Source organism: Kitasatospora sp. NPDC004531 (assembly GCF_053602195.1).
In genome coordinates this window covers 39,604-59,748 of record NZ_JBSGDD010000028.1, presented here as the reverse complement: position 1 = coordinate 59,748, position 20,145 = coordinate 39,604, and the positions used below count along the sequence as shown (strand labels likewise).

19 protein-coding genes are annotated in these 20,145 nt (G+C 73.1%); 6 read left to right on the top strand and 13 right to left on the bottom strand.

Annotated features, from left to right (window positions below; translation table 11 throughout):
* Positions 1-95 precede the first annotated feature (95 nt).
* From ACWEMJ_RS14630 to ACWEMJ_RS14580, 11 genes are all read right to left on the bottom strand, one after another.
* Positions 96-413: a hypothetical protein gene (locus ACWEMJ_RS14630; protein ID WP_452137379.1), complete on the bottom strand. Its 318-nt coding sequence runs from the start codon at positions 411-413 to the stop codon at positions 96-98.
* Positions 414-560: 147 nt separating this feature from the next.
* On the bottom strand, positions 561-2,621 hold the full coding sequence (gene traB / locus ACWEMJ_RS14625; RefSeq protein ID WP_452137378.1) for a plasmid transfer protein TraB: 2,061 nt from the start codon (positions 2,619-2,621) through the stop codon (positions 561-563).
* Between the two features lie 17 nt (positions 2,622-2,638).
* Entirely contained in the window at positions 2,639-3,160 is a 522-nt protein-coding gene (gene traA, locus ACWEMJ_RS14620; protein ID WP_452137377.1) for a plasmid transfer protein TraA, read from the bottom strand.
* Between the two features lie 86 nt (positions 3,161-3,246).
* Positions 3,247-3,510, bottom strand: a complete 264-nt coding sequence (locus tag ACWEMJ_RS14615) for a DUF6303 family protein (RefSeq protein WP_452137376.1) — start codon at positions 3,508-3,510, stop codon at positions 3,247-3,249.
* Positions 3,507-3,860: a hypothetical protein gene (locus tag ACWEMJ_RS14610; protein ID WP_452137375.1), complete on the bottom strand. Its 354-nt coding sequence runs from the start codon at positions 3,858-3,860 to the stop codon at positions 3,507-3,509. The genes ACWEMJ_RS14615 and ACWEMJ_RS14610 overlap by 4 nt, the downstream gene beginning before the upstream one ends.
* Positions 3,857-4,531, bottom strand: coding sequence for a nucleoside 2-deoxyribosyltransferase domain-containing protein (locus ACWEMJ_RS14605; RefSeq protein ID WP_452137374.1), 675 nt, complete (start codon positions 4,529-4,531; stop codon positions 3,857-3,859). Before ACWEMJ_RS14605 ends, ACWEMJ_RS14610 begins: the two co-directional genes overlap by 4 nt.
* Entirely contained in the window at positions 4,528-4,908 is a 381-nt protein-coding gene (locus ACWEMJ_RS14600; protein WP_452137373.1) for an HIT family protein, read from the bottom strand. The genes ACWEMJ_RS14605 and ACWEMJ_RS14600 overlap by 4 nt, the downstream gene beginning before the upstream one ends.
* A gap of 2 nt (positions 4,909-4,910) precedes the next feature.
* Positions 4,911-5,048 carry a hypothetical protein gene (locus tag ACWEMJ_RS14595; protein WP_452137372.1) on the bottom strand — a complete coding sequence of 46 codons (138 nt, stop codon included), beginning with the start codon at positions 5,046-5,048 and terminating at the stop codon, positions 4,911-4,913.
* A 22-nt stretch (positions 5,049-5,070) separates the two neighbouring features.
* Complete coding sequence (locus tag ACWEMJ_RS14590) at positions 5,071-5,445, bottom strand: RRQRL motif-containing zinc-binding protein (RefSeq protein ID WP_452137371.1); 375 nt, start codon at positions 5,443-5,445, stop codon at positions 5,071-5,073.
* On the bottom strand, positions 5,442-6,470 hold the full coding sequence (locus tag ACWEMJ_RS14585) for a DUF2637 domain-containing protein (protein WP_452137394.1): 1,029 nt from the start codon (positions 6,468-6,470) through the stop codon (positions 5,442-5,444). Before ACWEMJ_RS14585 ends, ACWEMJ_RS14590 begins: the two co-directional genes overlap by 4 nt.
* Before the next feature lie 124 nt (positions 6,471-6,594).
* Complete coding sequence (locus tag ACWEMJ_RS14580; RefSeq protein WP_452137370.1) at positions 6,595-6,879, bottom strand: hypothetical protein; 285 nt, start codon at positions 6,877-6,879, stop codon at positions 6,595-6,597.
* Positions 6,880-7,318: 439 nt separating this feature from the next.
* On the opposite strand from ACWEMJ_RS14580, the gene ACWEMJ_RS14575 reads away from it, so the two are divergent.
* Positions 7,319-8,089 carry a GntR family transcriptional regulator gene (locus ACWEMJ_RS14575; RefSeq protein ID WP_452137369.1) on the top strand — a complete coding sequence of 257 codons (771 nt, stop codon included), beginning with the start codon at positions 7,319-7,321 and terminating at the stop codon, positions 8,087-8,089.
* On the top strand, positions 8,086-8,652 hold the full coding sequence (locus ACWEMJ_RS14570; protein ID WP_452137368.1) for a GNAT family N-acetyltransferase: 567 nt from the start codon (positions 8,086-8,088) through the stop codon (positions 8,650-8,652). The genes ACWEMJ_RS14575 and ACWEMJ_RS14570 overlap by 4 nt, the downstream gene beginning before the upstream one ends.
* Before the next feature lie 246 nt (positions 8,653-8,898).
* Here the strand turns inward: ACWEMJ_RS14570 and ACWEMJ_RS14565 are convergent, their stop codons facing one another.
* Complete coding sequence (locus ACWEMJ_RS14565; protein WP_452137367.1) at positions 8,899-11,379, bottom strand: SdrD B-like domain-containing protein; 2,481 nt, start codon at positions 11,377-11,379, stop codon at positions 8,899-8,901.
* Positions 11,380-11,645: 266 nt separating this feature from the next.
* Here ACWEMJ_RS14565 and ACWEMJ_RS14560 point away from each other — a divergent pair, with 266 nt between their 5' ends.
* A complete protein-coding gene (locus ACWEMJ_RS14560) occupies positions 11,646-12,323 on the top strand; it encodes a hypothetical protein (protein ID WP_452137393.1) in 678 nt (225 codons plus the stop codon).
* 33 nt (positions 12,324-12,356) lie between these two features.
* On the opposite strand, the gene ACWEMJ_RS14555 is transcribed toward ACWEMJ_RS14560, so the two are convergent.
* The gene (locus ACWEMJ_RS14555; protein WP_452137366.1) at positions 12,357-15,212 is read right to left on the bottom strand and encodes a BTAD domain-containing putative transcriptional regulator; all 2,856 of its coding nucleotides are present in this window, start codon (positions 15,210-15,212) and stop codon (positions 12,357-12,359) included.
* Positions 15,213-15,462: 250 nt separating this feature from the next.
* Between ACWEMJ_RS14555 and ACWEMJ_RS14550 the strand changes: the two genes are divergently transcribed.
* From ACWEMJ_RS14550 to ACWEMJ_RS14540, 3 genes are all read left to right on the top strand, one after another.
* Entirely contained in the window at positions 15,463-16,011 is a 549-nt protein-coding gene (locus ACWEMJ_RS14550; RefSeq protein WP_452137365.1) for a hypothetical protein, read from the top strand.
* A 119-nt stretch (positions 16,012-16,130) separates the two neighbouring features.
* Positions 16,131-18,230, top strand: coding sequence for a glycoside hydrolase domain-containing protein (locus ACWEMJ_RS14545; RefSeq protein WP_452137364.1), 2,100 nt, complete (start codon positions 16,131-16,133; stop codon positions 18,228-18,230).
* A gap of 103 nt (positions 18,231-18,333) precedes the next feature.
* Positions 18,334-20,136: a CHAP domain-containing protein gene (locus ACWEMJ_RS14540; RefSeq protein ID WP_452137363.1), complete on the top strand. Its 1,803-nt coding sequence runs from the start codon at positions 18,334-18,336 to the stop codon at positions 20,134-20,136.
* The last annotated feature ends 9 nt before the right edge of the window (positions 20,137-20,145 follow it).

Sequence of the window (20,145 nt, the reverse complement as noted above, 5' to 3'; positions counted from 1 at the left end):
GTCGAAGGTTCTGGATGGGCGGCGGCCCCGCTTCTTGGCGGGAGGGGGCCGCCGCTGTCATGTGTTGCGCCGCTCCAGGGCGGCCACGCCGAGGCCTACTCCGCGTCGTGGTCGCAGGTGCCGTCGCAGTCGTAGTAGCCGCAGCCGCCGCACTCGGGGCAGTTCTCGATGGGGACGGCCACGATGTCCTGGGCGTCGTCGTCCCAGGTCTCGTCCTCGTATCCGCCGTCGGTGCCGTGGCAGCCCTCGCACATTTCGGTGTGGCCGGGCTGGGGGAGGGTGGCGTCCTCGTTGGCGTGGCGGGCTTCGTCGGCGAGGTCGAGGGCGATCTCGGCGGCCTTCTCCTCGGCCGGGTCGTACGGGTCGCTCCAGCCGTCGGAGTCCTCGTAGTAGTCGTCGTCGCCGTCGTACATGGCGGTTTCCTCCTCGTCGCTTCGGGCCGCGCGAGCGCGGTGTCAGAGCAGGTGTCAGGCGGGGGTGTCAGACAGCGTCAGGGGCCGTCTGACACCCCCGTTTGCCTAGGGGTTTGGGTGTCAGGGGGCGTCAGGTGTCAGGGGGTGTCAGACGCCGGCCATGGCGGGCACGATGCGGTACCGGCCGCCCTTGGCGGTGGGGGCGAGGCGGCCGTCCTCGACCATGCGGCGGAACTCGCCGCTCACCCACGGGCGCTTGCGGCCGAACCGCTCGGCGTGCTCCATGACGTCCTTCGGGCCGATCACCATCACGCCGCTCTGCTCGAACTCGGCGACGATGGCCTCCATCGCGGCGCGGGCTTCCTCGGGGGTGAAGTCGGGGCCGCCGGCGGGCTCTCCGCCGAACGTCCAGTTCGCCATCGCGGCCGGGACCGCGCCGAGTTCGGCGTTCGGGTCGAGGTCGGCGTCCTCGGCGTCCACCCGGCCGTCCCCGCCGGTCGCGGCGTCGCCGTTCACGTACACGCTGGCCCCGTCCTCGGCGTCGGTGTCGGTCTCGGACTGGTGGCGCTGGGTGTAGGCGTTGCCGACGGCGGCGGCCGCAGCGGCGGCGGTGACGGGGTCGACCTTCGCGCCGTTGCGAACGGACCACGCCGCGAGCTGCTCCATGACGCGGGCGGCGTTGCCGGTGAAGCGCCAGGTGCGGCCGGGGGCGCTGTAGCGCTGCTCCTCGACGCCAGGGGTGACGAGGTAGCAGTAGCCGGGGCGGCGGTTGCCCCACGCCCCGGGGTGGGCGCCGGCGTCGAGGACCGGGCCGGGCAGGGCCATGCCCTCGTCCTTGGCGTCCAGGCCGAAGGCGAGGACGGAGGGGAGGGAGGCGCGGGTGCTGGTGGAGATCTGGTCGTGGCTGGGCCGCTGGAGCGAGATGACCACGGCCATGCCGGCGGAGCGGGCTTCCTGCGCGGCGCCGGTGAACGCGTCCTCGCCCATGAAGCGCAGGGTGTTGGCGGCCTCCTCGAACCAGCCCACCAGGAACGGCATGCCCTCGCAGCCGCACGCCCCGTTCTTGCGGCAGGAGTGCGCGGGGTCGGTCTGGGGCTCGGCGGCCTGCGGGGTCCACTGCCGGTAGCCGTGGGCGCCGAGCCAGCGGGTGCGGGCGGGGATGACCGCCTGCAGCGCGGTCACCATGGTCTCGGTCGGCGCGCCGCCTTCGACGGCCCAGTCCAGGCCGGGCCGCAGCGGGCCGAAGTCCTGGAAGGACTTGGGGTCGGACAGCCACACGATGACGTCGCGGCGGCCGAGGATCTCGCACAGCACGTTGAGCGCGCCGTCGCCCTTCCCGGATCCGGAGATGCCGCAGATCAGCAGGTGCGTGCTGTTGCGGCCGGCCTTCGGGTCGCCGGGCAGCCACAGCATGAGCGGCGCGCCGTCGTCGTAGCGGCCGATGACGAGCGGGTCGGCGATGGAGCCGCCGACGTGGGTGGGCGTCTGCCACTCGACGACCTCGGCGAGCATGTCCTTCGGCACGACGACGAGGTCGCCGCGGCGGGCGGAGTCGGGGTCGGGCAGGTAGCGGACGGCGGTGGGGGCGACGTCGAGCGCGGAGGCGATGTTGCCCAGAGAGCGGGTGACGTCGTCGTTGGTCATCTCCCCGGCCGGGAGGACGAGTTCGGCGGTGACCCGGTTCGGCTCCACCTCCATGTTGCGGATCTTCGCCCCGGCGAGCTTCACCTTCTCCAGCAGCGTCCCGTCCGCGTCGGCGGCGGCCTGGACGGCGTCGGGGTTGCGGCGCATCACCTGGCGGACGTTCCACGACAGGGCGAGGACGCTGCCGCCGAGCCAGAACGCGCCGAAGGTGAAGCTGTTCCAGCCGGACAGGGCGACGGCGGTGAACCAGCTCGACCCGGCGGCGACGGTGACCGCCGAGTGCAGGCGGCGCTGCGGGCCGGTCTTCTTCGCGGCCCAGCAGGTCGCGCCGCTCAGGGCGACCGATCCGAGGGTGAGGCCGACGCCGTATCCGGCCGAGCCGTGGGCCGGAACCCACGCCAACGACGCGGCCACGCCGGCGGTGCCCGCCACGATCCACGGCGGGGTGTAGGGCTTCGCGCGGTGGGCGATCCACGCGGCGATGCCTTTGCCGGAGCTGGAGCCCTCCAGCGTCTCGCGGTGCTGCCGCTCCGATTCGGCGGCACTGTCCTTCGACTTCGACATGTCCTCGTCCCTCCTGGTCAGAACTGGAACGGGCGCGCCTGCGGGCGCGGCTGCGGGGTCATCACGTCGGCGTACTCGCGCTGGAACGCGGCCCAGACGGCGGCGGCGTCCTTCGCGGCGTCGGCCAGCGCCTCGGCGGCGCGGAACATCTTGCGGCCCACCGTGCGGGCCTTCATGCGCTGTTCGAAGAGGTGGGCGCCCGGGCCGGCCGGGGCCTGCTCCAAAGTGGCCTTGAGGATCTCGGCGGCCACCGCCACCTCGATGGAGGCGTAGACGGTGAACGCGCGCAGGGCCTCGCAGTACGAGCGGACGTCGGCGGCGGAGTAGAACGCGGGCTCGGGCAGCGCCAGGGCGCTGGAGCGGTCCAGGCCGACGCCGGGGTTCGCCGCGGCGCCGAAGCCGTTCGCGCCGCCGGAGCCGCCCTTGTTCACGTTGACGTTGACGCCGAACGACGGGTTGAAGGACGCGCCCGAGCCGAAGCCGTTGCGGGTGCTGTTGTTGGTCGAGCCGTTGCCGTACGGCGTCGAGTAGTTGGCCATCGCGGTGCCTCCCCGTGCGGGCCGGGACTGTCCCGGCTCCCCACCCCCGCCCGGCCCTTGACGGGTCGGGCGGGGACGGGCAGCCGTCAGGCGGGCCGGGCCAGGGTGCTGGCGAGCAGGGTGACGCGGCCGTCGGTGCCGTCGTCCTCGCACCAGTCCCAGTCGGCCCCGGCGGCGAGCCGGTAGCCGAGGCCCTCAAGGGCGGCCTCGCGGTCACGGACGGTCGGGACCCCGGCGCCCGGGAACTGTGCCTCCGGCCAGTCGGCGACCCGGCCGGGCAAGGCCACGAACAGCCGCCAGGACGTTCCGCCCCGGCTGGAGAGGACGGCGCGGTAGGCGGGTGCGGTCACCGGGTCCCCTCCCGCATGTCGCGGATGATCCACCGGATCACCAGCGCCGAGACCGCGAGCGCCAGCGCGGCCATCCCGACCGCCACCAGCGCGGCCGTCGCCGCCAGCAGCACCGGGATCAGCACCGCAGCCGCCCCCGCCCCGGCGGCGACGTACCCGCCGAAGCGGGCCGCCGTCGCGTTGTTCGCCGATCCGGGCGCGACCGGTGCCGGTGCGGGCGGCGCGGCAGGGGTCGGCAGGAGGGTGGTGTTCTGGCCGGCGTTGAGCCGGGCGGCGACCAGCAGCGCCAGGCGCTCCATGTCCACCGACTCGCCGTCCTGCTGCGGGACGGCGGCGAGGTGACGGCTCATCGGGCGACTCCCTCGAAGGCGCGGGCGGGCAGGTTCTTGGTGCTGTTCCACCGGCCCTGGAGCTCGACGAACCGGGTCCAGGTGCTCTCGCCGGTCTCGCACGGCTGGTCGGCCCCGCACGTCGGGCAGCTGCTGGCGTGCAGGATGGCCGCCTCGAAAGCGGCCATGTAGTCGATGAACAGCCGGTCGGTGGGCCGGGCGAACTCCAGCGCTGCGGCGACGGTGCCGTGGAGGGTGTCGCGGACGGGCGCGCCGTGCCGCTCGGCGACCCACTTCAAGTACCGGTTGCGCTCGGGGTTGGGGCAGTCGGGCGGGCAGCCGAGCACGACCTTGCGCGAGGCGACGTCGAGGCCGAACTCCACGTTGGTGGTGAAGCCGGGCATGTGGTCGAGGTCGCGGGGGATCCAGAACAGGATCACGCTGCTGGCCTCGCGGGCGGCGGTCTCCCAGCCGACCTGGTCGTCGTAGTGCGCGGCCCGGACACCGCCCCGGGACTCCGGGGAGTACACCGTCAGCGTCACGGTCTCGCGCCACTGGCGGTCGAGTTCGGCGATGGCGGCCGGCCGCCACGACTCGACCGGGCCGCCGAGGCGCGGGGTCGGTCCGGCGAGGAAGACGCTCGGGCCCGGGACGGTGGGGAGTTCCTCGCGGGCCATCACGATGTTGATCACTGCTGGTCTCCCATCGGGATGCGGGGGCGGGCGGTGTGCTGCGGCGTCCACGGCAGCGGCAGGTCGTCGCCGTCGGCACGCGGGACGACGTGGATGTGCAGGTGGAACACGGTCGCCGTGGCGGCCGTGCCCTTGGAGGTGATGACGTTCGCGGCCGGCAGGGTGGCGGCCAGCTCGGCGGCGCGCGCCATCACGGCCGCCGAGACGACCGGGTCGGCGCCGACGTCGGCGACGTGGACACGCGGGATCACGAGCAGGTGGCCCGGGTGGACGCCCCCGGAGCGGGGGCGGATCGCGATCGCGTCCGGCCACTCATGCACGACCGCGGCCGACGCGGTGCCGGCCACGATCGCGCAGAACACACACGAGACGTTCATGGTCAGATCTCGTCGCACAGGTCGCCGTAGCAGTCCCCGCACAGCCGGACCATGCTCCGCTCGCCGGTCATCTCCATGACGTAGGGGTCGGCGACGGTCTTGACGTCGGACTTGGCGATGTTGCAGCGCTCGCACTTCATGGGTTTCTCCTGTTCGGGGAAGTCAGGCAGCAAGGGGCATGCGATCCGCGCACGGCAGGCAGGTGCCGAGATGCGCGGGCAGGACGTATCCGGCGTCGCGCCGGCACTGCGGGCAGGTGCGGCGGGCGGCGTTGGCGGCGTCCAGCGCCCGGCGCTTGGCCAGCGTCAACGGCCGGACGGGCTTGGCGAGTTGGACGCGGTAGAGGTAGGCGACGCACGGGCACTTGGAGCGGCGGGAGCGCCACAGGATCTGCGCGGCCACCGGCTGGCCGCCCGGGCGGAGGCCGCGTGCGCGGAGCTGGCGGCGGGTGAGGAGTCCGTCCGGGGCCATCCGCCACGGGTAGGTCGGGATCCCGAACCGCTCACCGTCCGGGTCCCAGAAGCGGGGGCGGCTCACGACGCGACCGCCTCAGCGTCCGGGACGGCGTGCAGAGCGTGGCGCTCGGGGGCGGCGGCTTCCTTGTAGCGGGCGGCGATCCAGCCGGCGGACCAGCCGGTCAGCTCCACGGCCTGACGCTGCGACAGGCCGAGCTCGAACGCCGCGGCCGCGACCTGCCGGGCACGGTCCTCCGGCAGCCGCTCGGCCGCCGGACCGGCGGCCAGCAGCTCGGCCGCCTGCCGCTCACGGCGCTCACGAGCGCTCATCTCGCGCTCACGAGCCTCCCGCTCGGCCCGCTCGGCGGCCTCCCTGCGGGCGGTCTCCTCGCGCTCCTGCCGCGCGATCCGCTCGCGGCGCTCACGGTCCTCGCGGGCTTGGCGCTCCTGGCGCTCACGGTGCTCACGCTCGCTCATCTCGCGCTCACGAGCCTCCCGCTCGGCCCGCTCGGCGGCCTCCCGACGGGCGGTCTCCTCGCGCTCCTCCCGGCGGATTCGGGCTTCGTGCTCGCGCTGCTCGGCAGCCATCCGGGCGTCGTGCTCACGGCGCTCACGCTCAAGGCGCTCACGCGCTTCCCACTGCGCGAGCCGCTCAGCACGCTCCCGTTGCCGGCGCTCATCCGCCAGCCGCTCCCGCTCTGCCCGCTCGGCCCGCTGAGCGGCCTCCCGGGCGGTGAGAGCTGCGGCAATGGCCCTGCGGTAGGCCAGCGAGGTCTCCGCCGTGACGATCAGCAGCAACGGCGCGACCGCGTGAACCGCGACCCCGACCGCATCCCGGTCGAGGGCGGACAGACCCACGTTGAGCAGCACCGTCATCAGACCGGTCATCCACCGCAGCACCGCCGGCCAGCGTCCGCCGTCCCCACCGAGGCGGGCCAGCACGCTGTCCATCCGCACCACGATCACCACCGCCGCGTCCACCACCAGCGGCAGAATCGGCGCCGTCCACTCCCAGCCCTTCGGGGTGTGGCCGGCCATCAACGGGGTCACCGTGAGCACGCTGTACAGCACCGCACCGAACGTGATCGTCCACGTCCCAGCGCTCAGCGCCCGCTCCGCCGACCGGACCTGATTCGCAGTGACCGACGCCTTCACGACGACCACCGCCCCGGACGCGGTGAGCGCTCCGCGAGCGCGTCGTGAGCGCCCATGAGCACCGGACCGAAGCCGCTCACGCCGCCACCGCCAGCCCGATGCGCGCGCCGACGGCCGGCAGCCTGCGGGCCGCCCCCATCGGAACCGGCGCCCGGTCCAGCAGCCGCTCGGCGTAGGCGGCCAGCTCCGGGTCCTCCCGGTCCAGCTCCGCCAGCACCGCCAGCGCCACGTCCATCCGGGCTCGGTACTCCAGCGCCGACTCGCCCGGCACGCCGGCGAACAATTCCGAGTCCACGCCCAGCGCCAACTCCGCGAACTCCTCCGAGTCCGCGGCAACCTGCCCTGCAACAATCGACCTCACGGGTCTCTCCCTCTCAGTCAGGTGAACAGGCCCGTAGGGGCTGGCGCGCGACCGGCCAAGGAAGGCGCGCCAGCCCACCCACGGGCCCGACGAGAGACAGCACCGGCATGTGCGCCGGGCCATCAGGGGACGGGGAGGGAGTTGCACCCTCACCCCGAAGGGGCCCACTACGGGCCGTCCGTTGATCAGCACACTTTTGAGTTCTCAAGGAGCGCTCGCTTCCTTCGGGGGGCTGTCACCCCGCCCCTCCGGGCACGTTTACGCAGGTCAAGCGCGTATCAGGCATGAGCCATCAACGGCATCTTGTCCCTCTTGAGCCACTGGCTCAACTGGTAGGTACAAGCTGCTGAACATGATGCTGCACTCACGCAGAGCGATCGTCAAGCCCATTGGTTCAACATGTAGGAACCAGTTGACCCAGTGGGGCATTATGAGAGGTATGAGTAGCCAGCCGCTGTACCGCCGAGTCGCAGACGCGCTCCGGATCGAGATCGGCCCCGGAAAGACGTTCCCGCCCGGGGCGCGACTGCCCTCCGAGCGCGACCTGTGTGATCGGTTCGACGCCTCCAGGAACACGGTGCGCGCGGGCCTGAATGTCCTCGTGGCACAGGGCTTGATCTCGGCCAGCCAGGGGCTCGGCTACGAGGTCCGCTCGCACGAGGTGTTCAGCCTGAACGCGTCGCGCTTCGAGAACCTCACGTTCCCTCAGAACGGCGACGCCTACAACACCGATGTGACGCACGCTGGCCGGCGTCCTCACCAGGAGTTCCGTGTCGAGATGCAGCCGGCATCTGCGGTAGTCGCGGAGCAGCTTCGAGTGGCCGAGGGCGCGACGACCGTCCTGCGGTTCTGCCACCGCTACGTTGACGGCGTGCCGTGGTCCACCCAGGCCACGAGCTATCCGATGTGGTTGGTCGAGAGGGCGCCGCGGCTGGCCGAACCGGGCGACATTGAGGAGGGGACCACTCGATATCTGGCCGGGCTCGAAGTGGAGCAGGTCGGCTACTTCGACGACATCTCCACCCGGATGCCCACGCCGGACGAAGCGCGGCTCCTTCAGGTGGGAGCCGGTGTGCCGGTGCTGGTGTGGGTGCGGACCGGCTACTCGCTGGAGAAGCCGATCCGATGCACCATCACGACGTTCCGAGGCGATCTCAACCACATGAACTACGAGATCGGCAACCTTGTAGCGAGGGAGGCCGAGGCGTGATCATCAAGCCAGCAACGGTAGCGGACCTCAGCCAGCTTCTCGCGTTCCGGACGGAGGCGGCCAGTTGGTTGCGCGCACGGGGCAGCGACCAGTGGAGTCGCCCCTATCCGGCCGACAAACTGCTGGCCACGATCGAGGCCGGCACCGTCTTCATGCTGTGGGACGGCCCGGAGATCGTGGGCACCATCACGCTCACACCGGATGCTGAGGATGGTCTCTGGACATCAGGCGAGCTCAGCGAACCCGCGCGCTACGTCAACAAGTTGACCGTCTCGCGAGCCTACGCGGGCCGTGACCTCGGCGGGCGGTTGCTGAACTGGGCGGGTACCCGCGCGGCCGGCGAGGGTGCGAAGTGGCTGCGGTTGGACGCCTGGACAACGAACGAGCGCCTTCAGCAGTACTACGTCGATCACGGGTTCACGCACGTCCGCACCGTTCGTGAAGGCGGGGCGGTGAATGGCGGACCGCGCGTCTCCGGGTGGGTCGCGCAGAGACCTGCGGTGGCTGCTGAGCACGGTTTTGAGGACGCCACCACGATGGGCTTCACCAGCAGCAATCACTGATGCTGTGACATCACCGGTTGACATCAACGTGCTTGAACACCTACGAGCACGGGATGCCGCTGGCGGATCGACTGGCTTCTGCCCGCCGAGGCCGAGGCAGGCTGACCGAACTGGTGGCTGAACTTGTAAAGCGGGGGTCGTCGGTTCGAACCCGACAGGGGGCTCCGCAACTCACCTGCTCGGCAGGGAAGTCGAGGGCCGGCTCTTGGAGAGAGCCGGCCCTCGATGGTTTTTGGGGCGGGTCGGTCAGTGGTGGCCGGTGCGGCGCCTGCGGGTCACGAACGTCATGACTGCGCCCGCGCCGAGGAGTCCGGCGCCGATGGAGAGGAGCAGGCCGAGGTCCGAACTGCCGGTCTGGGCGAGCGAACCGGAGGGTGCGGAGGGTGCCCGCGAGGTGGTGCTCGACGGGCTCGGGGTCGGCGAGGGGGAGGCCGAAGGGCTGGGGCTCGGGGAGGGTGAGGGGGACGGTGACGGCGGCGGTGGGAGGTACACGCCGGCGTCGATCGTGTGGTCGACCTCGCCCGCGTGGGCGGGTGCCGTCACGGGCGCGTACCCGTTGCACAGCGGCCCCTGTGTCGGCGGGACCACGTTCGAGTCGTGCACCCGGTCCTCGCCAACCGTCGGAAGCGTGAACTCCAGCTCGGTGGCGGCCGGTCGGCCGGGGACGTTGGCGGTGTCCGCGGTGCACACGTCGAACTGCACGGTGTACTTCGCGCCCCGCGTCAGCTCGTAGGCCGCGCCGACCCCGCCGAAGTAGTACTCGCCGTTCGCGTCGGTCCTGGTCGTCGCGACCTTCTTGCCCTCGGCGTCCAGCAGGTTGACGGTCGCGCCCGGCAGCAGCACCTGGCCCGGGTCCTGGACGCCGTTGTGGTCGCCGTCGAACCAGACCACGTTGCCGATCTGGATCGGCGCGTTCGCGGCGGCGTACGCGATGTCGCCGAGGCCGCCGGCCTTGCCGAACCCGTTGGCGTTGACGAACTGGTAGCCGTTGGCCGCGCCGTTGTTGCCGGGGCCCGCGCCGGTGGCGACGTGGTGGTAGCCCGTGCCGGAGGTGCTCCAGGCGTACACCGGGTCGAACTCGGTGCTGATCACCCACTGCTGCTGCGGGATGTAGGCGACCGAACCCAGCGAAGTCTCCTGGTGCAGCGGGTTGTTCGGCTCGCGGGCGGCGAGGAAGTCGCCCGCGAAGTACTCGACGACGCCGGCCGGCTGGCCGCCGTCGGTGGCGGGCGTCGCGTGGTTGGCGCAGGTGCCGGTGCCCTCCCACGCGTACCCGCCGCCGGGCGCCGCGCAGGCCATGGTGATGTCGCCGCCCGCCATGCCCTGCACCTTGGCGTCGTTGCCCGGCCTCGGGTCCAGTCCGCCGCCCGCCGCGTCCATGAAGCGGTCGCGGAAGCCGAGGATCATCGAGCCGTCGCGGGCGAAGGCCATGCTGGCCAGCTCCGGCTGCGGGTCGATCAGGACGCCGCGCAGATTGCGGTCGTCCCAGCTCGCCAGGTCGGTGTTCCACGGGTTCCAGTGGTTGTTCCGGTCGAGTCCGTTCGCGCCCGGCCACACGTCGCCGCGCTCGTAGGCCAGCCCGTGCGTCAGGACCTCGGTGAACCGGGTGCCGTCGTAGCGGTAGACCACGGCTTTCAGGTCGGCGCGCTTCTGGGTGCTCTCGGCGGAGCAGACGCCGCCGACGTACAGCGTGTTGTCGTGGACGGCGAGGCCGGCCGGGCGCCAGTCGTCGGGCGAGGCGCAGCCCGGGTCGGGGATCGCCACCGTCGTCCCGGGCTTGCCGGCCGTGGTGCCGGTCGCGTCGAAGCCGACCAGGCTGCGGGTGAGCATGTTCACCGCGTACAGCGTCGAGCCGTCCTCGGACAGGGCCAGGCCGCCGATGCTCTCCTTGCCGGGGGCGTTGGTGAACCCGGCGTCCTTGAGCATGTTCGAGCCGTCGTGCGCCGTCTTCGTCGCGCCGGGGACCTTCGCGAACAGCGTGGGGGCGCCCTTGCCGTCGGCCGGCACGGTGTAGATCGCGTCGCCGCCTTCCGGGCCGTACAGGGTGAACCGCCGGGCGAACGCCCCGAGGAACAGCCGCCTGCGGTCCGTGTCGTAGGCCAGCGCCGAGGTGGTGCCCACCTGGGCCTGGGTGGCCAGCACGGTCGGGCAGGCGAGGTCCGCCGGGCAGGTGCCGCGGGCGTCGGTCGGGAACGCCACCAGCGCCCGCTCGTCCGTCGCGCCGGCGCCGCTCTGGATCGGCACGAAGTACCGGGTGTCCGGCAGCGCGTAGTCCGCCGCGTCCCAGACGCCCGTGATCACCGAGGCGTTCCTGCCGCCGGAGACGTCCACGAACGACGTGAAGCTGTCGAAGTGGTTCGCCGCCGTCGACGCGGGCGCCGCCCGCAGGTAGCCGCTGAACGGCTCCGGCACCGAGACGTCCACCCGGTACCGGCCGCCCGTCAGTTCGGTCGACGGCGGTACGACCACCTTGCCCGTGGCGTCGGTCGTGCCGCTCACCCGGTGCCCGGCCGGGTCGGTGACCGCGACCTTCATGCCCTGCTGCGGCACGTCCATCGTGCTGTTGACCACGCCGGTGCCGAAGAAGTCCCGCAGCACCTGCACCGTCAACGTGCCGTCGGGGCCCGCCGCGCCGGCCTGCCCCGCACCCGCCACCACCGCGCCGGTGGCCCCGCTCGCCAGTAAGAGGCCCGACAGCCCCAGCCGCGCCAGTTTGGACAACGACATCGCGCTCCCTCGTGTCTTCCGCGAGTCCAGGCAAATTTCCACAAGTGGCCTGATCCTTCCACAAGTTGACGCCTTGTCGGCCGTATTCGGAGGAATCCGTTCCGCAGCCTCCGGCCGACCTGGTGGGCCGGGTCGGGGGCCTGTTAGCATCCCGCCGCGTGCGGAGCATCGGAAGCGGACAGGACTCCCCGGCGGCCCGGCGCGGGTGGGCCCGGCGGGCGACACCCCGGGTGCGCCGGGCGGTGGCGGCCCTGCTGGGCCTCGCGATCGCCGCGACGGCCGCGCTGCTGCTCGTCGGCGGCGAGGACGGCGCCGCCGGCCCGCGGGCGCTGACCTCGGACGAGGCCGGGCGCCTCGCGCTCACCCGGTTCCGCAACTACGAGGCCGGCGGCCGGGCGGTGACGATCACCGTGCCGGGCACCGGTGGCGAACTCGTCGTCACCGCCTCCGTCGACTACCGGACGAAGACCGGCTACGGGACGGTGCACGGCAGTGGGCGCGACGCGTCGAGCGACGGGCTGATCCAGTGGACGCCCACCACCGTGCGGGTCCTCCCGACGGCCGAGGCCCCGGCGACCGCGCCGCCGGCCCCGCCCGCGTCCGGCTGGTCCGCCCGCCCGCTCCGGTCCACCGGCAACACCCTGGACGCCGCGCTGTCCATCGCCCTCGGACTGGGCAGCGACCGGCCGGAGAACGCCCTGCTGCTGACGCAGAACGGCGCGCGCTGGCTCTCCCGGGCCGACCTGAACGGCCACCGCACCGACGTCATGACCGGGCCCAACGCGCGCGGCACCTCCGACACCTCCGACAGCGTCCGCTACTGGATCGACCCGGACGGCACCATGTTCCGCGTCCAGGCCGCCGTCGCCTCCGAACCGAAGCCCGTCGTCATCGACTTCGACACCCACGCCTCCGCCCCCGTCCCGCCGGCCCCCACTCCGTAGCCCGCGTCCACGGGCGCGAGGGCAGGCAGGGCGTCAGGCGGCCCCGGCGGCGGCGTCGGTGGCGGCGATCAGGGCGTGCAGCTCGGCCACCACCGGGGTGTCGGCGGTGTCGAGGTGGGCCAGCGCGTCGTGCCAGTGGGCGAGCGCCTGGGCGGTGCGGCCCTGGTCGTGCAGGACGCGGCCGTAGGCGTGCTCGGCCAGGCCGGTGCCGTAGGTGTCGTCGAGGTCGGTGGTGAGGTCGAGGAGGCGGCGGCCGAGTGCGGCCGCCTCGTCGAGGCGGCGCAGCCGGCGGAGGGATTCGATCTCGCGGAGGCGGCACTCGCGCTTGGTGGCCCACGGGGCGGTCTCGGCGAGGTCGAGTGCGGCGCGGAAGTGGCCGAGGGCCTCGGCGGGCCGGCCGAGCCGCAGGTGGGCGTTGCCGATGTTGCAGCGGCCCGCCATCTGCATCGGCACCGGGTCGGGCAGGCGCAGGGCGGCGTCGATGCTGCGGGTGTGCAGCGGGATGGCCAGCTCGGGGTCCTCGGGTTCCAGCAGGTTGCCCAGGGCGGACAGCGCCCGGGCCTCGTTGAGCGGGTCGTCCTGTTTGACGGCGAGGTCGAGTGCCTCGTGCAGGGTGAGGACCGCCTCCCGGGGGCGGTCGAGGACCTGGAGCAGCATGCCGCGATTGTTCAGGGCGACCTGGAGGCGGTGCCGGTTGCCGGTGCGTCGCCAGAGCGGGATGGACCGGTCGACCAGGTCGAGGGCGTCGGCGAAGCGGCCGGTGTCGAAGTGCGCGCTGGCCAGGTCGACCAGCGCGAGGCCCTCGGCGGCGGTCCGCTCCTCGCGTCGGGCGACCCGGAGCGCGATCTCGTTCAGGTGCACCAGTTCCGGGGTGCGGCCGCGGGCGCGCAGGTAGGGGAGCAGGGCCTGGACCAGATCCAGCAGCACGGGGGCGGCCCACTGCTCGTCGGCCAGCCGCTCGACCAGCACGGTGAGGTTGGTGTACTCGCCGTCGCCGAACGCGAACGCGCTCTCCTGGTCCCGGTCGGCGGCGTCGCTGCCGACCGGCAGCCCGCGCTCGCCATGCAGCGCCGGGTCGAGGACGCGCGCGGTGCCGGCCGCGGCGTCGAGGTACCAGTGCAGGGCGTCGGCGACGGCGCGGGTGCGGGCGGCCGGGTCCTCGGTGAGCTCGCGGGCGAAGTCCCGGACCAGGTCGTGCGGGGCGAACCGGCCGCCGCCGAGCTCGTCGACCAGGGCGACGTCGGCCAGCCGGTCGAGGGCGGCGCCGGCCTGCGACGGGCTGATCCGGAGCACGCCGGAGAGCAGCCCGGGGGAGTACTCGGGCAGGTCCAGGGCGCCGACGGCGACCAGGGCGTCGGCGGCCCGGCGGTCCAGGCGGCGCGCGGAGCCGCGCAGCGCCTCGTGGGCCAGGGCGAGCGACTGGCGGACGCTCAGGTCGTCGAGTTCCAGCTCGTCGAGGCGGTCCTCGTCGTCCTCCAGGCGGCCCACCAGGTTGCGGACGGACGGGGCGGTGCGGGCGGCCAGCCGGGCGGCGACGATCCGCAGGGCGAGCGGGAGCCGGCCGCACAGCTCCACCAGCCGGGCCAGATGGGTGTGTTCGATGCCGGCCAGCCGGAGCCCGCTGCCGGCCCGGCCGGCGGCGAGTTCGACCAGCGCGATGGACTCGTCGGTGGTCAGGGTGCCCAGGCGGAGGTGGACCGCGCCGTCCAGGGCCAGCATCGGCGTCCGGCTGGTGACCAGCACGCCGCAGCCGGGGCCGGACGGCAGCAGCGGGCGGATCTGGGCGAGGTCGGCGGCGTCGTCCAGCAGCAGCAGCGTGCGGGTGCCGCTCAGGGTGCTGCGCAGCAGGGCGGCGGCGTCGTCGACCCCGTCGGGGACGTCGGCGGGGTTGGTGCCGACGCCGCGCAGCAGGGCGGTGAGGGCCTGGTGCGGGCCGAGCGGGGTCAGGCCGGCGGTCGCGCCGCGCAGGTTGAGGAAGAGCTGGCCGTCCGGGAAGCGGCCGCGCAGCGTGTCGGCGCAGTGCACGGCGAGCGCGGACTTGCCGACGCCGGCCATGCCGCTGAGCACGGCCAGGCCGGGGCGGTCGGTGCCGGCCAGCAGGGCCCGCCGCAGGGTGTCGAGCTGTTCGGCGCGCCCGACGAAGTGCGCGGGCGCGGTGGGGAGTTGGGCGGGGATCGGACGGGCGGCCCGGGGCGCGGGGGCGGGTTCGGGCTGGTCGGCGAGAATCCGGGCGTGCACGGCACGCACGGCGGGCCCCGGTTCGATGCCGAGCTCGTCGACCAGGGCGCGGCGCAGCCGCTGGTGGACGGTGAGGGCCTGGGCGCGCTGCCCGGAGCCGTGCAGGGCGAGCATCAGCTGCCCGTGGAAGGCCTCGCGCAAGGGGTGTTCGCCGGCCAGGCGGGTGAGTTCGGCGACCAGTCCGTGCGGGCGGCCCTGCCGCAGTTCCGCGTCGAAGCGCCACTCCAGGGCCTGCAGCCGGTGTTCCCGCCACTGGTCGCGGCGGGCCTGGAGGTCGGCGCCGTCCGGCAGGTCGGCGAGCGGTTCGCCGCGCCACAGCTCCAGGGCGGCGGCGGTCTCGGCGAGCACCCGGGGCCAGTCGGCGGCCTCGTGCGCGGCGCGGGCCCGCTGGACCGCCAGCTCGAACCGGCGACTGTCCAACTCCTCGTCGGCGACCAGGAGTCGGTACCCGGAGGGGGCGGCGCGCAGCCGCTCGCCGCTCTCGTCGCCGAGCGACCTGCGCAGCCGGGCGACCAGGTTGCGCAGCGAGGCCTCGGCGGTGCTGGGGGCCTCCTCGCCCCACAGCGCGTCGATCAGCCGGTCCAACGAGACCGGCTGGTTGGCGTGGATCAGCAGCACCGCCAGCAGGGTGCGAGCCTTGGGGCCGCGCACGGGGCAGTCCCGAACGCCGTCATGGGCCTGGAGACTGCCGAGCAATCCGAACCGCATGGCCGTAACCCCCGTGTCGGTCGCACCTGCAACGGCCCCCTGGGACGCGTTAGGTCGATGTTATCGGCGGATTATGCGTGTGGCCCAAGCTCTTTCATGTCGGCAGGTGAAGCCAGCTGACGGAAAGTCAGGAATGAGCGGCTTTGCCTCATCGGGGGGCGGCCGGCCGACCGGAAGAGCCAGGGAGATTGCCATGCGTCGTTCGCTCACTGCCCGCCGTACCGTTGCCGCGCTGCTCACCGCGGGGGTGTCGGCGGTCCTGCTGGCCGCGACCCCGGCCCACGCCGACAGCAACGACAGCTGCCACCCGTCCGGCGCGATGCCGCGGATCGGAGTGTTCGGGAACTTCGCCCCGGAGTCGTCCGACCCGCTGGTGCGGGCGCAGGGCTGGGTCGACGCGGGCCTCGCCTGCTCCCCGACGGGCAGCTTCGGCGGGTACCGGACCGACGCGGGCGGCTACGCGGCGATGGCCTGGCGTCTGACCGAGTCGATGGAACCGGCCGAGCTGCTCTCCACCGGATCGGTGGCGCCGCTCGCGAGCCGTGACGAACTCGCCCCCGGCGACGGCCTGGTGAACCCGTCGGGCTTCGGCCACGCGGTGGTCTTCGACCACTGGGCGGACGACGCGCACACCTCCTACCTGGGCTACGAGTTCACCTCGGCCGGTGTGCAGCACCGCACCATCCCCTACCCGTACTTCGCCGGCCACGGCGACTTCAAGCCGGTCCGCGCGGCGCACTGACCGCCGCCCCCTCCCCCTCCACCACCCACCCGTAGCCCATACCGATCAGCACCCGCACGGCAGTTCACGCCGTCGGCGGGTCGGCACCGCCACGCCGAAATCGAGAAGGAGCTGTCCCCGTGAAGCCGCACCGCCGGGCCCTGGCCACCGCCGTCGCCACCGCGTCCCTCGCCGCCACCGTCCTCTCCGCCGCCCCCGCGTTCGCGGCGGGCGGGAGCAAGGCCGCCACCAAGGACGTCGACTACCTGGGCCGGACGTTCACCGTCCCCGCCGACTGGCCGGTGATCGACCTGTCCGCCGCCCCCGACACCTGCATCCGCTTCGACCAGCACGCCCTGTACCTCGGCACGCCCGGCACCGACCAGAACTGCCCGACCCACCTGGTCGGCCGCACCGAGGCGCTGCTGGTGCAGCCCGCCGACGGCGAACCGGTCGGCACCACCGTCAACGACACCGGCCGGCAGATCGACGCCGCCGACGGGACGGTGCGGATCACCGCCGGCTACGACACCGACCGGGCGCTGGTCACCGGCATCCTGAAGGGCACCGCGATCCCCGACACGGCACCCGCCCGGACCACCCCCGGCGCCCGGGCGCTCACGGCCTCGGCCGTCCCCGCGACCGCCACCAACTGGACCGGCAAGGGCTTCGACGCCTGCGCCGCCCCCAGCAGCTCCCTGATGTCGGCCTGGATGGCCAACTCGCCGTACCGCGCCGTCGGCATCTACATCGGCGGCGCCAAGCGGGCCTGCGCCCAGCCCAACCTGACCGCCGGCTGGGTGAGCCAACAGGCCGCCGCGGGCTGGCACTTCATGCCGCTGTACGTCGGCCCGCAGGCCGGCGACATCACCTCCCCGGCCGCCCAGGGCGCGGCCGCCGCCGACGACGCGATCAACAACGCGTCCGCCCTCGGGCTGAGCCCGGGCAGCGTCCTCTACTACGACATGGAGGCCTACTCCTCGACCTACAGCAGCAAGGTGCTGGCCTTCGAGTCGGCCTGGACCGAGCGGCTGCACGCCCGCGGCTACCGCTCCGCCATCTACAGCAGCTCCGACAGCGGCATCGCCGACCTGGCCAACCACGCCTCCTCCTGGACGATGCCCGACGTGGTGTTCTTCGCCCGCTGGGGGCGGCCCGCCGACACCGACGACCCGGCGCTGCCCGCCTCGTACTGGTCCGGCCACCAGCGGGTGCACCAGTACTCGGGCAACGTCACCGAGAGCTACGGCGGCTACTCGCTGCAGATCGACGGCGACTACCTGGACGTCCAGGTGGCCCAGGACCCGGTCGTCCCGGCCGGCCAGTTGTTCCACGACATCCGTGCGGCGAACGGGAGTTGGGACGGCTTCGCGCCGCTGAACGGCGTCGGCACCCCGACCATGCAGGCCCGCGAGGCGGCCATCACCGGGATGCCCGACGGCACCGCGCAGGTGGTGGGCATCGGCACCGACGGCAACGTCTACCACGAGATCCGCCTGACGAACCGGAGCTGGACCGGCTTCGCGCCGCTCAACGGCGTCGGCACCCCGACCATGCAGGCGAGCAAGGCGGCCATCGCCGGGATGCCGGACGGCACCTCGCAGGTGGTGGCGATCGGCGCGGACGGCAACGTCTACCACCAGATCCGTCTGACGAACGGGAGTTGGACCGGCTTCGCGCCGCTCAACGGCGTCGGCGTCCCGACCATGCAGGCCCGCGAGGTGGCGATCGCCGGGATGCCCGACGGCACCGCGCAGGTGGCGGTGGTCGGCGCGGACGGCAACGTCTACCACGAGACCCGTCTGACGAGCGGGAGTTGGACGGGCTTCGCGCCGCTCAACGGCGTCGGCACCCCGACCATGCAGGCGAGCAAGGTGGCCATCGCCGGCATGCCGGACGGCACCTCGCAGGTGGCGGTGATCGGCAGCGACGGCAACGTCTACCACAACACCCGCCTTACCAGCGCCAGTTGGGCCGGTTTTGCGCCGCTGGACGGCATCGGGACGGCGAACATGCACGCCTTCGGAGTGGCCATCGCGGGCCTGCCGAACGGGACGTCCCAGGTCCTGGCGATCGGCGACGACAACCGGGCGTACTCCCGGGACCGGCTCACCAACGGCAGCTGGACGCCCTTCCAGCTGACGCCGGGCCACGACGGCGAACCGTGCTTCATGGCCCAGCGGGTGGCGCTCGCCGCCCTGCCCGACGGCTCCACGCAGGTGCTCGCCACCACCCTCTGATCCACCTCGACGGGCCGGGCGACCGTCCGGCCCGCCCCCAGACCTGTTCCACCGGTTCGGACCGCCTCTCCGGGGGCGTCCATCATCCAAGGAGTTCCACATCATGGGAATCACCGACAAGTTCTGCAAGACCGGCCTGGCCGCCATGGTCGCGGCGGGCGCCGTCACCACCCTCGGGGCCGGCCTCGCGCAGGCCGACACGGCCGGCATCGTCTCCACCGCGAACAGCCAGATCGGCCACGGCCCGTGCGGCAACAACGGCGGCGGGTACATCCCCGGCAACGGCGGCGGCAACTCCTGCGACGGAGCGGGCCACGAACGCGAGGCCTGGTGCGCCGACTTCGCGGGCTGGGTCTGGGGTCGCAACGGCGTCTCCTACACCAACGAGCTGTCCGCCGCCGCCGCCAGCTTCTACGACTACGGCGTCCGACACGGCACCCTGCACCGAACCCCACAGGTGGGCGACGCGATCGTCTACGACTACAGCTCCGCCACCGACTGGGCCGCGCACGTCAACCTGGTGACGGCCGTCAACGGAAGCTCGATCACCATAGTCGGCGGCAACCAGAACCACGCCCAGTACTCCGACGGCATCGTCTCCACCTACACCATCAGCAACGCGGCGATCGGCACCAGCGTCGCCGGCCAGCGGATCAGCGGCTTCATCTCCCCGGTGTTCCCCGGCAACAGCGGCAACCCGTCCAGCCTGCCGGCCGGCACCCTGGTGAAGGGCTCCGGCCCGACCGTCAAGGTCATCGTCGGCGGCGCCGGCCTGGCCATCCAGGGCTCCGACGTGGACGCCGACCACTACGACCTCAGCCACATCGTCACCGTCGACGACGGCGCGTTCAACGCGCTGCCCGCCGTCCCGCCGAACGGAACCGTCGTGATGGACCAGGCCGGCGGCAACGGCCGCTACGTGGTGGTGGACGGCGTCGCCCTGCACATCGGCGGCGACGACTGGATCTCCGGCGGCTACAGCACCAAGCCGCAGATGGGCGTCCCCACCTCCTGGCTGAACGACGCCGTCCAGCGCACCCTGGGCAGCGGCGTGGTCGTGCAGGACCAGGCGGGGACCGACCCGAGCCGCTACGTGATGGTCGGCGGCGCCGCGCTGCCGATCTCCGGCACCGAGTGGGCCAACGACGGCTACAGCACCCGCCGCTGGGTGGGCGTCCCGGCCGCCTGGCTGAAGGAGGCCGCGGCCCGGCCGGTGCCCAACGGCACCGTGGTGATGAACCAGAACGGCACCGACAACGGCCGCTACGTGATGGTGGCCGGCGCGGCCGCCCACATCTCGGCCGGCGAGTGGACGGCCGACGGCTACAACGACCGCCCGCTGATGGGCGTCCCCGGCTCCTGGCTCGCCCGGGCGGCCGCCGCCAAGCCCGCCGACGCCGTGCTGCTGAAGAGCGAGACGGGCTCCGACCCGACGGTGTACGTCACGGCCAACGGCTCCGCCCTGCCGCTGACCCTCCCCGAGTACAACGACGTCTGGCGGGCCGGTGCGACCACCGGCGCCCCGGAGACCTGGCTGGCCGAGATCGCCGCCAAGCCGCTCGCCAACGGCACCGTGATCACCAACGCCACCGGACAGGAGGCCACCCGCTACGTGATGGCCGGCGGCAAGGCCGTCGCGCTCTCCGCCGCCGACTTCACCGCGCTCGGCTACGACCAGCAGCCGCTGCGCGGCGTCCCCGGCGCCTGGGAGGCGACCGCCGCCGCCAAGAGCGCCCCGGCCGACGGCACCATGCTGCTGTCGCCCGACAGCACCACCGTCTGGATGGTCGTCAACAACGGCCACAAGCGCCCGATGGCCACCAGCGAGTTCGGGACCAACGGCTACTCGTTCCTCGACGTGGTCCGCGTCCCGACCGCGCTGACCGCCGCCCTGCCCAACGCCTGACACCCCCAC

What these genes read in the sequence shown, in the direction of transcription:
- ACWEMJ_RS14550 (WP_452137365.1), top strand. Translation starts at nt 15,463, where the DNA reads ATGCGTCGTTCGCTCACTGCCCGCCGTACCGTTGCCGCGCTGCTCACC.
- ACWEMJ_RS14575 (WP_452137369.1), top strand. Translation starts at nt 7,319, where the DNA reads ATGAGTAGCCAGCCGCTGTACCGCCGAGTCGCAGACGCGCTCCGGATC.
- ACWEMJ_RS14610 (WP_452137375.1), bottom strand. Translation starts at nt 3,860, where the DNA reads ATGAGCCGTCACCTCGCCGCCGTCCCGCAGCAGGACGGCGAGTCGGTG.
- traA (WP_452137377.1), bottom strand. Translation starts at nt 3,160, where the DNA reads ATGGCCAACTACTCGACGCCGTACGGCAACGGCTCGACCAACAACAGC.
- ACWEMJ_RS14630 (WP_452137379.1), bottom strand. Translation starts at nt 413, where the DNA reads ATGTACGACGGCGACGACGACTACTACGAGGACTCCGACGGCTGGAGC.
- ACWEMJ_RS14600 (WP_452137373.1), bottom strand. Translation starts at nt 4,908, where the DNA reads ATGAACGTCTCGTGTGTGTTCTGCGCGATCGTGGCCGGCACCGCGTCG.
- ACWEMJ_RS14565 (WP_452137367.1), bottom strand. Translation starts at nt 11,379, where the DNA reads ATGTCGTTGTCCAAACTGGCGCGGCTGGGGCTGTCGGGCCTCTTACTG.
- ACWEMJ_RS14540 (WP_452137363.1), top strand. Translation starts at nt 18,334, where the DNA reads ATGGGAATCACCGACAAGTTCTGCAAGACCGGCCTGGCCGCCATGGTC.
- ACWEMJ_RS14595 (WP_452137372.1), bottom strand. Translation starts at nt 5,048, where the DNA reads ATGAAGTGCGAGCGCTGCAACATCGCCAAGTCCGACGTCAAGACCGTC.
- traB (WP_452137378.1), bottom strand. Translation starts at nt 2,621, where the DNA reads ATGTCGAAGTCGAAGGACAGTGCCGCCGAATCGGAGCGGCAGCACCGC.